12 protein-coding genes are annotated in these 12,734 nt (G+C 69.5%); 6 read left to right on the top strand and 6 right to left on the bottom strand.

Features of this window, described 5'->3' with window-relative positions; genetic code table 11:
* Positions 1-53 precede the first annotated feature (53 nt).
* Both ACIA76_RS33225 and ACIA76_RS33220 read right to left on the bottom strand, forming a co-directional pair.
* A complete protein-coding gene (locus ACIA76_RS33225) occupies positions 54-1,004 on the bottom strand; it encodes a YegS/Rv2252/BmrU family lipid kinase (protein ID WP_397157582.1) in 951 nt (316 codons plus the stop codon).
* The gene (locus ACIA76_RS33220) at positions 1,001-2,578 is read right to left on the bottom strand and encodes an FAD-binding oxidoreductase (RefSeq protein WP_397157883.1); all 1,578 of its coding nucleotides are present in this window, start codon (positions 2,576-2,578) and stop codon (positions 1,001-1,003) included. The genes ACIA76_RS33225 and ACIA76_RS33220 overlap by 4 nt, the downstream gene beginning before the upstream one ends.
* Before the next feature lie 79 nt (positions 2,579-2,657).
* On the opposite strand from ACIA76_RS33220, the gene ACIA76_RS33215 reads away from it, so the two are divergent.
* Both ACIA76_RS33215 and ACIA76_RS33210 read left to right on the top strand, forming a co-directional pair.
* The gene (locus ACIA76_RS33215; RefSeq protein ID WP_397157580.1) at positions 2,658-3,275 is read left to right on the top strand and encodes a TetR/AcrR family transcriptional regulator; all 618 of its coding nucleotides are present in this window, start codon (positions 2,658-2,660) and stop codon (positions 3,273-3,275) included.
* Positions 3,272-4,813: a glycerol-3-phosphate dehydrogenase/oxidase gene (locus ACIA76_RS33210; protein ID WP_397157578.1), complete on the top strand. Its 1,542-nt coding sequence runs from the start codon at positions 3,272-3,274 to the stop codon at positions 4,811-4,813. Before ACIA76_RS33215 ends, ACIA76_RS33210 begins: the two co-directional genes overlap by 4 nt.
* A gap of 29 nt (positions 4,814-4,842) precedes the next feature.
* Here the strand turns inward: ACIA76_RS33210 and ACIA76_RS33205 are convergent, their stop codons facing one another.
* Together ACIA76_RS33205 and ACIA76_RS33200 are read right to left on the bottom strand one after the other, a co-directional pair.
* Complete coding sequence (locus tag ACIA76_RS33205; protein WP_397157576.1) at positions 4,843-5,637, bottom strand: VOC family protein; 795 nt, start codon at positions 5,635-5,637, stop codon at positions 4,843-4,845.
* 105 nt (positions 5,638-5,742) lie between these two features.
* Entirely contained in the window at positions 5,743-6,177 is a 435-nt protein-coding gene (locus ACIA76_RS33200; RefSeq protein ID WP_397157574.1) for a MarR family winged helix-turn-helix transcriptional regulator, read from the bottom strand.
* 99 nt (positions 6,178-6,276) lie between these two features.
* Here ACIA76_RS33200 and ACIA76_RS33195 point away from each other — a divergent pair, with 99 nt between their 5' ends.
* On the top strand, positions 6,277-7,719 hold the full coding sequence (locus ACIA76_RS33195; RefSeq protein WP_397157572.1) for an MFS transporter: 1,443 nt from the start codon (positions 6,277-6,279) through the stop codon (positions 7,717-7,719).
* An 86-nt stretch (positions 7,720-7,805) separates the two neighbouring features.
* Here ACIA76_RS33195 and ACIA76_RS33190 read toward each other — a convergent pair whose 3' ends face one another.
* A complete protein-coding gene (locus ACIA76_RS33190; protein WP_397157571.1) occupies positions 7,806-8,198 on the bottom strand; it encodes a hypothetical protein in 393 nt (130 codons plus the stop codon).
* A gap of 119 nt (positions 8,199-8,317) precedes the next feature.
* Here ACIA76_RS33190 and ACIA76_RS33185 point away from each other — a divergent pair, with 119 nt between their 5' ends.
* The 3 genes from ACIA76_RS33185 (at position 8,318) to ACIA76_RS33175 (ending at position 12,042) form a co-directional block, all read left to right on the top strand.
* Positions 8,318-10,612: an FdhF/YdeP family oxidoreductase gene (locus ACIA76_RS33185; protein ID WP_397157569.1), complete on the top strand. Its 2,295-nt coding sequence runs from the start codon at positions 8,318-8,320 to the stop codon at positions 10,610-10,612.
* Positions 10,609-11,424 (top strand): formate dehydrogenase accessory sulfurtransferase FdhD, encoded by an 816-nt coding sequence (gene fdhD / locus ACIA76_RS33180; protein ID WP_397157567.1) that lies wholly within the window; start codon positions 10,609-10,611, stop codon positions 11,422-11,424. Before ACIA76_RS33185 ends, fdhD begins: the two co-directional genes overlap by 4 nt.
* An 84-nt stretch (positions 11,425-11,508) precedes the next feature.
* The gene (locus ACIA76_RS33175; protein WP_397157565.1) at positions 11,509-12,042 is read left to right on the top strand and encodes a hypothetical protein; all 534 of its coding nucleotides are present in this window, start codon (positions 11,509-11,511) and stop codon (positions 12,040-12,042) included.
* Positions 12,043-12,176: 134 nt separating this feature from the next.
* Here the strand turns inward: ACIA76_RS33175 and ACIA76_RS33170 are convergent, their stop codons facing one another.
* On the bottom strand, positions 12,177-12,632 hold the full coding sequence (locus ACIA76_RS33170; RefSeq protein ID WP_397157563.1) for a MarR family winged helix-turn-helix transcriptional regulator: 456 nt from the start codon (positions 12,630-12,632) through the stop codon (positions 12,177-12,179).
* Between the last annotated feature and the right edge of the window lie 102 nt (positions 12,633-12,734).

Below are 12,734 nucleotides of genomic sequence, written 5' to 3'. Positions count from 1 at the left end.
CACTCTTGTTCGGACCCGCCCATCCGTAGGCGCACAACCCGTTTCGCGTGCGATCAGGGCACCAGGACCCGCTGGGCGCCGGGCAGCGCGCGGAAGGTCGCGGGCAGCATGCCCGCCGGTTCGCCGTCGGCGGTGGCGGGGGCCGACGGGGCGGCGAGGGTGATCTCGGCGGCCCGGAATCGGCTCAGGGCAGGGTGATCGACGCGTTTGCCCGCCGACAGGGCCGGGAGCAGGCGCACCATCTCGCGGCGCGACATCGCGCCGACGACGGTCAGATCCAGCAGGCCGTCGTCGAGTTCGGCATCGGGACAGACCAGCATGCCGCCGCCGTAGCTACAGGTATTGCCGACCGCCACCATGATCGCCTCGGTCTCGACGGATACCGGCTCGGATTCGCCCGGCACGCCACGCAATTCGATCCGATACGGCACGGCCAAGCCGCCCGCGAGCTCGACCAGGGCGGCCAGCGGATAGCGCAGCCGACCCTTCGGATAGCGCATTCGGTTGGCGCGCAGGGTGACTCGCGCGTCGAAGCCGGTTCCGGCCACGGTCGCGAAATGGATCGGCGAGGGCAGCTCGGCGCTCGGCTCGGCCGTCCGCACGACGCCGAGATCGATCGTGCGCTCGTGCCCGGCCAGCACGACATCGGCGGCCGCGATCGGATCATGCTCGGGCACACCGAGTTCACGGGCCAGATCGTTGCCGGTGCCGCCCGGAATCATGCCCAGGGGCACCCCCGCCCCGGCCAGCGCCTGCAACACGATGCAGACCAATCCGTCGCCGCCCGCGCAGACGACCGCATCCGGTCCTGTCTCGGCCGTCCGAGCGGTCAGCGAATCACGCACCAGCCGAACGGTTTCGGCGACCGTCGCGCCGCATATCTCGCTCACCCGTACGCCGCGCTCGGCGAATCGGGCGCGCGCCGCGAGACCGGCGGCCATCCCCCGTCCATGTCCGGACAGCGGATTGGTCACCAGCACCACGGACCGTATGGCGTCGGTCATGGAATCAGCTTCCCGGGATTGAGGATTCCCGCCGGATCGACGGCCTGCTTGACCGCGCGCAGTACGCGCACCCCGACCTCGCCGATCTCCGCGGACAGCCACGGGCGGTGATCCTCGCCGACGGCGTGGTGGTGGGTGATGGTGCCGCCCGCGGCGATGATCGCATCGCCCGCCGCCTGTTTGGCCCGGCCCCATTGCGCCAGCGGATCCTCGGCCTGCTTGGCCACGACGGTGAAGTACAGCGAGGCGCCGGTCGGATAGGTGTGCGAGATATGGCACAGCACCAGGGCCGGGGTGCCCTGTGTGCCCAGTGAATCGGTCAGCGCCGCGGTCACCGCCGCCTTCAGCTGCGCCAGATTCGACCAGTTGGTCGCGGTTTCCAGTGTCTCGCAGAGGATTCCGACATCCAGGAGCGCATCGCGCAGATACGGCGCCGAGAATCGGCCGTGCTCCCAGTCCCGCGCGGGCCGTTCGCCCAGCGCGGTACCGCCCGCGGCCGCCAGCAGCGTATTCACCTCGGCGCCGCGGGCCTCGACATGGGCGAGGGTGCCCTCGACGGTGGTGATGGCCAGACAGCCGGTGACCGCGGTACCGCCGACATCACCGGCCCGGGCCAGATTGAGCCCGGTCTCGGCCTCATCGGACAGTCGCAGCACGGTGGGCGCGGCGCCGGTCTGCACCAGCGTCCGCAGCGCGGCCGCGCCGGTGGTGAAGTCGGGGAACGACCAGGCTTGGTAGGCAACGGTTTCCGGCCTCGGATGCACCCGCAGCGTCACCTCGGTGATGACGCCGAGCGTGCCCTCCGAACCGGCGAACAGCTCGCGCAGATCCGGTCCGGCGGCCGAGGCCGGGGCGCGCCCGATCTCGAGCGTCCCGGCGGGTGTCGCGATGCGCAGGCGCTGGATCATATCGTCGAAGCGCCCGTAACCGGCCGAGGCCTGACCCGATGAGCGGGTCGCGGCGAAGCCGCCGATACTGGCGAATTCGAAGCTCTGCGGAAAGTGGCCGAGCGAAAGTCCGTGCGCGGCAAGCAGTTCCTCGGCCTGCGGCCCGGTCACCCCCGCGCCGAGGGTGGCGGTGAGGCTGATCGGATCGACCTCGGCGAGCGTGTCCAGCCGCCGCAGATCCAGCGCGATGACCGCGGCCAGATCGCCCCGAGCCGGATCCACGCCGCCGACGACGCTGGTGCCGCCGCCGAACGGCACGACCGCGATACCGTGCTCGGCGCAGCGCGCGAGCACGGCGAGCACCTGATCGTGATCGGCAGGGAAGACCACGGCATCGGGCGCGTCCTGCGGGCCCGCGGCGCGGCGACGCAACAGATCGGGTGTGCTCTTACCCCCGGCGTGCAGCAGCCGATCCCGGTGCTCGATCGAAACATGGTCCGCGCCGACCATCGTGGAAAGCTCCGCGAGCCGCGCCGCGGCCAGGGCGCAGGCGCGCAGCGGCACATCGCCCGCGTCGCGACGGGCCACCGGCTCGCCGGACACCCCGAATACCTGCGCCAGCAGGGTGCGGATCTTCTCCGGGAGCGGCGCATGTCCGGACGGAACGCCCCAGGCGTCCCAGACCATACTCGGGCGCTCGAGCGACTTGTAGACCATGCGTTACAGTCTGACATAGAATGTCAAGCAGTAACGAGAAGGGAGCGTGATGTCCGCGATCGAGGCGCCCGACGGCGACGACGATATGTCCGCCACGGATCAGGCGATCCTGGATGCCGCGCGCGCATGCGTCGAGGAGTTCGGGGTACGCCGGACCACGCTCACCGAGGTGGCGCGCCGCGCCGGGGTCAGCCGCCCGACCGTGTACCGCCGGTGGTCCGATACCGGCGCGCTGATCGCGGAGCTGCTGGTGCGGGAGATGCGCGGCATCGTCGGGCGCACGATCCCGACGAGCGGATCCGCCCGGGCGCGACTGGTCGACGGCGTGGTCGCGGGCGCGGCCACGCTGCGCTCGAATCCGTTGTTCACCAAGATCTTCCGCACCGATACCGATCTCATGCTGACCTACGTATTCGGCCGCCTCGGCCGCAATCAGCGCGAACTCGTCCTCCTGTTCACGGCGCTGATCCGCGAGGGCCAGCGCGACGGCTCCATCCGTCCCGGAGATCCGGATCAGCTGGCCACCATGCTGCTGCTCATCGCCCAGTCCGCGGTCCAGTCCGCGGGCATGGTCGGCCACATCCTCGACGAGGAGCGGCTCGACGCCGAATTGGCCCGAGCCATCGACGGCTACCTGCTGCCCGACGAGGGAGAACGCCTGATATGACCGAACCGAACGGGAATGCGGCGCTCAACGCGGCGCGACGCGACCGGGAGCTGCGCGAGCTCGGCGACGAGACCGCCGTCGACCTGCTGGTGATCGGCGGGGGCATCACCGGCGTCGGGGTCGCCCTGGACGCCGCCGCGCGCGGTCTGCGGACGGTGCTGGTGGAGAAGCACGATCTGGCCTTCGGGACCAGCCGTTGGAGTTCCAAGCTCGTGCACGGCGGGCTGCGCTATCTGGCCGGCGGCGGCGTGGGCATCGCCCATGAGAGCGCCGCCGAGCGGGATGTGCTGCTCACCCGGATCGCACCCCATCTCACCCGTGCGCTCCCCCAGGTGGTGCCGCTGCTGCCGAATATCGGTGCGGCGCAACGTGTTCTGGTGCGGGCCGGATTCGTGGCCGGGGATGTGCTGCGGCGCAGCGCCGGAACCTCGGCGGCGGTGCTGCCGCGCTCGCGGCGGGTGGCCGCGGCCGAGGCGCTGCGGCTGGTGCCGACGCTGCGGCGCGACGGTTTACGCGGCGGCCTGCTCGCCTGGGACGGGCAGCTGGTCGACGACGCGCGCCTGGTGGTGGCGATCGCCCGCACGGCCGCGGCCCACGGCGCGCGCGTGCTCACCCGCGCGGAGGCCAGCCGGGTGACCGACGGCTCGGCCGTGCTGCGCGATACCCTGACCGGCGAAACCCTCACCGTGCGTGCGCGTTCGGTGATCAACGCCACGGGCGTATGGGCCGATCTGGTCGATCCGAGCATCGAGCTACGGCCCAGCCGCGGCACGCATCTGGTCTTCGACGCGGCCGCCTTCGGCGGGCTGGCCGCCTCGCTGACCGTCCCGATTCCCGGCAGCACCAGCCGATTCGTCTTCGCCTTCCCGGCCGCGCACGGGCGGGTGTATCTGGGCCTGACCGACGAGGACGCCCCCGGCCCGGTGCCCGACGAGCCGGAGCCCACCGGCAGCGAAATCGACTTCCTCCTCGACACGGTCAACACCGTGCTGCGAGAGCCGCTGCGCCGCAGCGATATTCGCGGCAGGTACGCGGGCCTGCGCCCGCTGCTGCGCACCGCGGGCGACAGCACCGCCGACCTCTCCCGCGAACACGCCGTCCTGCAGACCCCCGGCGGCCCGACCACCATCGTGGGCGGCAAGCTCACCACCTATCGCCGGATGGCCGAGGATGCCGTCGACGCCGCCGTCACCCGCGCGGCCCTATCCGCCGGACCCTGCCGCACCAAGCGGATTCCCTTGGTGGGCGCGGTATCCGGCGCGGCGCGCGACCGCATCCAGGCGCCGCCGGTGCTGGTCGAGCGCTATGGCAGCGAGGCCACCGCCATCACCGAACTGATCCGCCGCGATCCGGACCTCGCCCGGCCCGTCACCCCGGCCATGGACGTGCTGCGCGCCGAATTCGCCTATGCCGTCAGCCACGAGGGCGCGCTCGACGAGGCAGATCTGCTCGACCGCCGCACCCGCATCGGCCTCGTCGCCGAGGATCGCGATGCCGCGCTGCCCGCCGCGCGGGCAGCATTCGCCGAGACTCGCTAGCCGGGCGCGGCCGGGGGCCCGAGCGGGACTCAGATGTTGTTGCCGCCCAGGCTGAATCGCACGCCGCCCGGATCGGCGACGGACGCGATGCGGCCGTACGGCGTGTTCTCCGGTCCGCGTTCGACCGAACCGCCCAGTGCCACCAGGGTTTTCACCGCCGCGTCGACATCGTCGACGCCGAAGTAGGTCTGCCAGCCGCCGGGCGAGCCCGCGGGCAGGAATGCCGAGGCGTCGATCACCCCGCCGAGCATCGGAGAGGTGGCATGGATTGTGGTGTAGCGGAATTCGGGGGTGTCGGAGACGGTGAACGGATCCTGCCAGCCGAACACCTCGCGGTAGAAGGTCAGCGCCCGGTCGTAGTCGGCGCTGTGCAGTTCGAACCAGGACGGATAGCCGACATGATCGCTCCACTGCCCGCCGGTCGCCAGGCCGAACGCGCCGAAGCCGGTGTGGACGCCGAACTGCCACACCCCGACCCCGGCCCCGCTCGGATCGCCGAGCACGGCCATGGTGCCGAGGTCACCGACCGGCATCGGCGCCAGGATCACCTGACCGCCGTGCGCGGCCGCGGCATCGGCGACGGCCTGGGCATCGGGCGCGGCCAGATAGACCGTCCACTGATCGGGCCCGCCGTCGGAGCCGTCGTTGCGCATCCCGCCGGCCACGGCATTGCCGTCCTTGCGGAAGGTGATGTACCCGCCGAACTCCGGGCGGGCCTCGGCGGTCCAGCCGAGCAGCTCGCCGTAGAACTCGACGGCGCGGTCGGTGTCGGTGGTGTACAGCTCGACCCAGCAGGGGTCTCCGGGCTTGAACGTATAGGACATGGCAACTCCTCGGTCGGATGGAACGCTCGGTCATGACGACGGTCCGCGCGCCGGAAATTCATCGCTCGAAACCGCCCTGGCCACCGGACGTTTCACGCCGAAGGGCTAGCGCGCCTCGAGCTTCGGCACCACGCGCTCGAGCATGCCCTCGAGCAGCGCCTCTTCCGTACCGGTGAGTTCGGCCAGGGCCCTGTAGGTCCCCACCTGGCCCGCACGGATCGCGGCCGCCAGCGCCTGGCCCTCCTCGGTGGCGGCCAGATACTTCACCCGCCGATCCGACGGATTCACCGTGCGCCGCACCAGTCCGCGCGATTCCATGCGGTCGGCCACACCGGTCAGATTCGACGGATCACAGGCCAGCTGGGCGGCCAGCGCCCGCATGGGCTGCTCGCCCAGGGGTTCGTTCAGGGCCAGCAGCAGCTTGGCCTGCGTCACAGTGAGCCCGTGTTCCTCGGCGGCGGTCAGGAAATCGTGCATGTAAGCCGACACGAATCGGGAGATCAGCAATGCCAGCGGGCTGGGCGTTGTGGCCGGGCTCATAGCGGCGATCCTACCTCCACGATTGACACGACAGATCATTGAAGCCTTAGATACTTGAATACTTCAAACTTATCAGCGCTCAAACATCTGGAGGTCTCCGTGACGGAGCGAAAGGGCTCGCTACTGACCGGCGTCCTGGCGTTCGCGGCGATGATCGTGACGGTGATGCAGACTCAGGCCGTGCCGATCCTGGGCCTGATCGCCACGAAGCTGCACGTGTCCACCACATCGGTGAGCTGGGTGACCACGGCGACGCTGCTGTCGGCCGCGGTCTTCACACCGCTTCTCGGTCGCATCGGCGACCTGTACGGCAAGAAGCCGACCCTGCTGGCCGTGCTCGTGGTGGCCGCGGTCGGTTCGACCGTCTCCGCGCTGGCCGACTCGCTGGGCGTGCTACTGGTCGGCCGCACCCTGCAGGGCGTGGCGACCGCGATCTTCCCGCTCGCGCTGGCGATGCTGCGTGAGGAGGTGCCGCATGAGCGCCTGCATCACTCGATGGCGATCGTCAGCGGCACGCTGGGCTTCGGCGGCGGTCTCGGCCTGGTGGCCACCGGCCTGCTGACCAAGGGCAGCGATCCGAACTATCACATCGTGTTCTGGTTCACCGCGGGCCTGGCGGTGCTGGCGCTGATCGCGGCCGCGGTCGCGGTGCCGGCGACCGGTACGCGGCATCCGGGCAGCGTCGATCTGCCGGGCGCATTCGCCCTCGGCGGCTTCCTGGTCCTGCTGCTCCTGCCGATCTCGCAAGGCCACGAATGGGGCTGGACCTCGGCGACCACCCTGGGCTGCTTCGCCGCCGCGATCGTATTCGGCGTCGCATGGGTGCTCATCGAGCGCAAGGTCGCCGCGCCACTGGTCGATCTGAAGATGTTCACCCATCGGCCGGTGCTGTTCACCAACCTGGCCGGCATGTTCGTCGGCTTCTCGATGTTCCTGCTGTTCATGGGCACCTCGTATCTGGCCCAGATGCCCAAGCATCTCACCGGATACGGCTTCGAGGCCTCGATCCTGCGCGCGTCGGTGGAGTACCTGCTGCCCAGCGCGCTCGCCTCGATGGTGGCCGCCCCGATCGGCGGCATCCTGGTCGGCAAGGTCGGCGGCCGCCTGGTGCTGGCCCTGGCCGGACTGGTCGGCACGGCCGGATTCGCCTGGCTGGCACTGTCACACGACTCGACCTTCTCGGTGATCGGCGCCAGCATCGTCGTCGGCGCGGCGATCAGCCTCGCCTATGCCGCGATGCCCGCCCTGATCGCCGGCGCGGTGCCGCATCACCAGAGCGGCATCGCCAACGGCATCAACTCCATCTCCCGCACCGTCGGCAGCTCACTGGGCAGCGCGATCATCACCACGCTGCTCACCGCCAAGCTGCTCCCGCATCTGCCGGTGCCGCAGGAGAGCCAGTTCACGGTGGCGTTCTGGGTCGGCGCGGGCGCTTGTGCCGCAACGATTCTCGCCGCCCTGGTGGGCCTGCGTCCCGAGGACCGCGGCTCCGAGGCCGAGGCCGAGGCCGAGGAGGCGGAACTGATCCCCGCGGCGGTTTAGCCGACACAGCCGCGGAATAGCGAAACGGGCTCGGACACCCTGCCGTCCGAGCCCGTTTCGCTGCGTTCGGGCCCGGTGCGCGGTGCTCAGCCGCCGAAGACGCCGCACCCGCCCAGCAGATCCACGCCCTGTCCCACCGGCAGTTCCAGGCTCGCCGCCGGGATATCCGGCGTCTGATTCTCCTGCACCGCGGCCAAGACGTGGCGGCCCTGAGTAGTCGGCACCCACGGAATCAGCGCATAGGCACCGCCCGGCCGGGCCCAGCCGATCAGCTGGCCGTTGTCGAAGAATGCGACGCGTCCGACCGGTTCGGTCACGAAGGCCTGCAACGTGTAATGGCAGCCGGTGCCGTAGTTGGTCGCCGAGCCGAAGGCGAGATCGGGAGTCGAACCGAGCTGGGTCACCGCCGCCTCGGCGGGCGCGGCGAGCGCCACGGCCGCCGCTGCCGCGAGCAGCCCGATGCCAATCCTGCTGATCATATGCGTCCTCGTTCGTCCTGGTTCCGGAGATCGGCATCGATCCTCGCGCGCCACCCGGCGAATCGGGGTGAGAACCGCCCGATTGTCGGGTTTCCGACGGCAGGAGGACGATAGAGAGTATGCACCGCAAGGCACCGGCTCGCGACATCGACGAAACTCAGGTCACCGTCACGCCGCCCGAGAACAGCGCGGCGGGCGTGCGGGCGGTGACCGTGGCCCTCGAGCGCGCGGTCGAGGAGATGGGCGTGATCCGCACCGCGCGCACCCTCACCCGCGTCAACCAGCACCACGGCTTCGACTGCCCCGGCTGCGCGTGGCCCGAACCGACCGGGCACCGCCGCCCCGCCGAATTCTGCGAGAACGGCGCCAAGGCCGTCGCCGAGGAGGCGACGCTGCGCACCGTCACCCCGGAGTTCTTCGCCGAGCATTCGATCCGGGATCTGGCCGGCAAGTCCGGCTACTGGCTGGGCCAGCAGGGACGGCTCACCCATCCGATGGTGCTGCGCCCCGGCGATACGCACTACTCCCCCATCGCCTGGGACGAGGCCTACCGCCTCATCGCGAAGACGTTGCGCGAGTTGGCATCTCCCGACGAGGCCGTGTTCTACACCTCCGGCCGCACCGCGAACGAGACGGCCTTCCTGTATCAGCTGCTGGTCCGCAGCTTCGGCACCAACAATCTGCCCGACTGCTCCAACATGTGCCACGAATCCTCCGGCACCGCGCTGACCTCCTCCATCGGCATCGGCAAGGGTTCGGTGACGATCGACGATTTCGCCCGCGCCGATCTGATCGTCGTGGCCGGGCAGAATCCGGGTACCAACCATCCGCGCATGCTGTCGGCGCTGAGCGCCGCGAAGGATAAGGGCGCCAAGGTGATCGCGGTCAACCCGCTGCCCGAGACCGGGCTGATCGGTTTCCGCGATCCGCAGACGATCAAGGGCCTCACCACCGGCACCACCATCGCCGACGACTTCCTGCAGATCCGGCTCGGCGGGGATATGGCGCTGTTCCAGGGTCTGGCGCGGCTGCTGTTCGAGGCCGAGGACCGCGCCCCGGGCACCGTGATCGATCGGGCGTTCGTGGACGCGCACACCGCGAGCTTCGCCGAATACGAAAAGCAGATGCGCGCGGTCGATCTCGCCGTCGTACAGGAGGCCACCGGCCTGACCCTCGAACAGCTCGAGCGCACCGCGCACATGCTGGCGCGATCGCGGGCGACCATCATCTGCTGGGCGATGGGCCTGACCCAGCAGCGCCACGGCGTGGCCACCATCGAGGAGGCCACGAATCTGCTGCTGATGCGCGGCATGATCGGCAAGCCCGGCGCGGGCGTATGCCCGGTCCGCGGCCACTCGAATGTGCAGGGTGACCGGACCATGGGCATCTGGGAGAAGATGCCCGAAAGCTTCCTGGCCGCACTGGATTCCGAATTCGGCATCACCAGCCCGCGCACCCACGGCTACGACACCGTGGCGGCCATCCGCGCCCTGCGCGACGGACAGGCGAAGGTGTTCTTCGGCATGGGCGGCAACTTCGTCTCCGCCACTCCCGATACCGAGGTCACCGAGGCCGCGCTGCGTGGCTGCGAGCTGACCGTGCAGGTCTCCACCAAACTCAACCGCAGCCACGTCGTGCACGGCCGCACCGCGCTCATCCTGCCCACCCTCGGCCGCACCGATCTGGACGTGCAGGACGGGGCGAAACAGCAGGTATCGGTGGAGGATTCGATGTCGATGGTGCATCTGTCGACCGGCCGGCTCGCCCCGGTGAGCGATGAGCTGCGCAGCGAGGTGGCCATCGTCTGCGAGCTGGCGCAGGAGCTGTTCGGGGCCGGGCATCCGGTGCCGTGGGCGCGATTGCGCCGCGACTACGACACCATCCGCGACGCCATCGCCCGGGTGATCCCCGGCTGCGCCGATTACAATCGAAAGGTGCGCGAGCGCAACGGTTTCCAGCTGCCCCATCCACCACGCGACGCCCGCGAGTTCCGAACCGCCACCGGCAAGGCCAACTTCGCGGTCAACGATCTGAGCTGGCTGCCGGTGCCCGCGGGGCGGCTGATCCTGCAGACGCTGCGCAGCCACGATCAGTACAACACCACCATCTACGGCCTCGACGACCGCTATCGCGGAATCCACAACGGCCGCAAGGTGGTTCTGGTGCATCCCGACGATATCGCCGCCTTCGGCTTCGCCGAGGGTGAACTGGTCGATCTGGTATCGGAGTGGACCGATGGCAGCGAGCGCCGGGTCAGCGGTTTCCGCCTGGTGTCGTATTCGACGCCGCGCGGCAATGCGGCCGCCTACTATCCGGAGACCAATCCGCTGGTACCGCTGGATCATGTGGCCGAACGCTCCAACACCCCGGTGTCCAAGGCCGTCACCATTCGACTGGAGCGGGCGTCGGCGTGAGTAGAGTGACGGCCCGCCGGCGGACGGTGCGCATCTCCGCCGCCGGTTCCACCGAGCGCCCGGATACCCTGGCGGTGGAGGAGCCGCTGGAGCTGCGCGTGGACGGGCGATCGCTGACGGTCACCATGCGCACGCCCGGCAGCGATATCGATCTGGCGCACGGCTTCCTGTTGAGCGAGAACATCATCGGCTCGCCCGAGGACATCGTCTCCGCCCGCTACTGCGCCGGAACCGATGCGAACGGGCAGAACACCTACAACGTGCTCGATATCCAATTGCGCACGCCCACACCGATTCTCGCGCGCAACTTCCTGACCACGAGCGCCTGCGGGCTGTGCGGTAAGACCGCGCTGGACGAGGTGCGCACCCACACCCGATTCCCGATCCCGGCGACGGGGCCGCTGGTGGACACCGAGGTACTGTCGGCGCTGCCGGACCGATTGCGTTCGCACCAAAAGGTATTCGATGCCACCGGCGGACTGCATGGGGCCGGGCTGTTCACCGCCGACGGTACGGTGCTGGCGGTACGCGAGGATGTCGGGCGGCATAACGCGGTGGACAAGGTGATCGGCTGGGCGTTGCGCGAAAACCGCGTTCCCGCACACGATCTCGTACTCATCGTCAGCGGCCGCGCCTCGTTCGAACTGGTGCAGAAGGCCGTCATGGCCGGGATTCCGATCCTGGGCGCGGTGTCCGCGCCGAGTTCGCTGGCGGTCGATCTGGCCGTCGAATCCGGGCTCACCCTCGCGGGTTTCCTGCGCGGCGACACGATGAACGTGTATTCCGCCGCCCAGCGCCTGAAGGTGCACTGACCCACACCGCCGGACCCTTGTTCGCGGGCCGCGGCGGACTTACCGTGATCGCAACCGAAATGCGACGGCGAACGGGAGGCTCCGATGCGGATCTCGGTGCAGCGTGCGGGTGACAACCTGCGGGTACGGATGCGATGGGATGTGAATCGGCGGCGGTGGTTGATCACCGAGATCGCCCTCGGCCTGCTCACGGTCATCGGGGCGGTCGTGGGCGTGTGGGCGGCGTTCGCGCCGCAGGCCTGGTATCGCAGCTTCCCCGGTTTCGGAATGCATTGGGTGTCGATGGACGGGCCCTACAACCATCATCTGGCCGTCGATGTCGGCGCCTACTTCCTTGGCCTGGCGGCCGTATCCGGCGCCGCGCTGTACTACGGCGACAGCCTGCTGGCCCGGGTCGCCGGGCTGGGCTGGGCGGTGTTCGGCGTGATCCATCTGGTCTATCACGCCAGCCATATGCCCGCCGACATGTCTTCCGGCAGCTACGTTCTCATGCTGATCTCGGTGGTGCTGCTGCCCGTCCTCGGCCTCACCGCGATACTGGCCGCGCCACGCGAACGCGTCAAGCTGCGCGATCCGGAACCGATGACTTTCCGCCTACCGCAGCGTCGTAACAGGTGAGACGCCGAGGGCGATGAGCAGACATCGGATAAAGGTTCACCGGCGAACCAGGGAAGATCAACGGCGATCTTCGACAGCGGGCGCGACCGGAACAGGTCGTTACCGGATCCGATCGGGGAGCTCGGGGGGCGTCACTACGGCGTGGCGCTCTCGCCGACGATCTCCTCGAGTGGCAGCGCCGCGAGAGTGGTCAGGGCGTTGAGGAAGCCGCGACGGTCGGCGGCGCTGAGTCGACCGAGTAGTTTCTCCTCCTTGGCCTGGATATCGGCCTGGGCGGCATCGCGCACCGCCCGTCCCTCCGGAGTCAGCGCGAGCAGCCGGGCCCGCCGATCGGCCGGATCGGGCCGCCGCTCGATCAATCCCCGTTCCTGCAGGTCATCCAGCACCGGAATGATCCGCGTCTTATCGGCCCCGATCTCCTCGGCCAGCATCCCCTGCCTCCGAGCGGGCCCGCGCCCGAGTGTCACCAGCACGCTGTAGCCCCACATGCTCACCCCGTGCGCCTCGAGCACCGGCCGCTCCACCACCATCAACGCCCGCATCAGCGGCACGATCATCGCGGCCAGATCCGCTCGCTCCGTCTCACCCATGCCCCCAACTTAGTGGTCATGCCTACAAGTTCTTCGGGGGTCAGTGTCCGAGGTAGAGGTCGCAGGCGCAGTCGAGGGCTTCTTGTGGGCTGCCTGCGGTGA

The organism is Nocardia sp. NPDC051570 (genome assembly GCF_044454005.1).
Lineage (GTDB): Bacteria > Actinomycetota > Actinomycetes > Mycobacteriales > Mycobacteriaceae > Nocardia.
The sequence above is the reverse complement of the archived record's forward strand: the minus strand, read 5'-3'. Positions and strand labels throughout refer to the sequence as shown.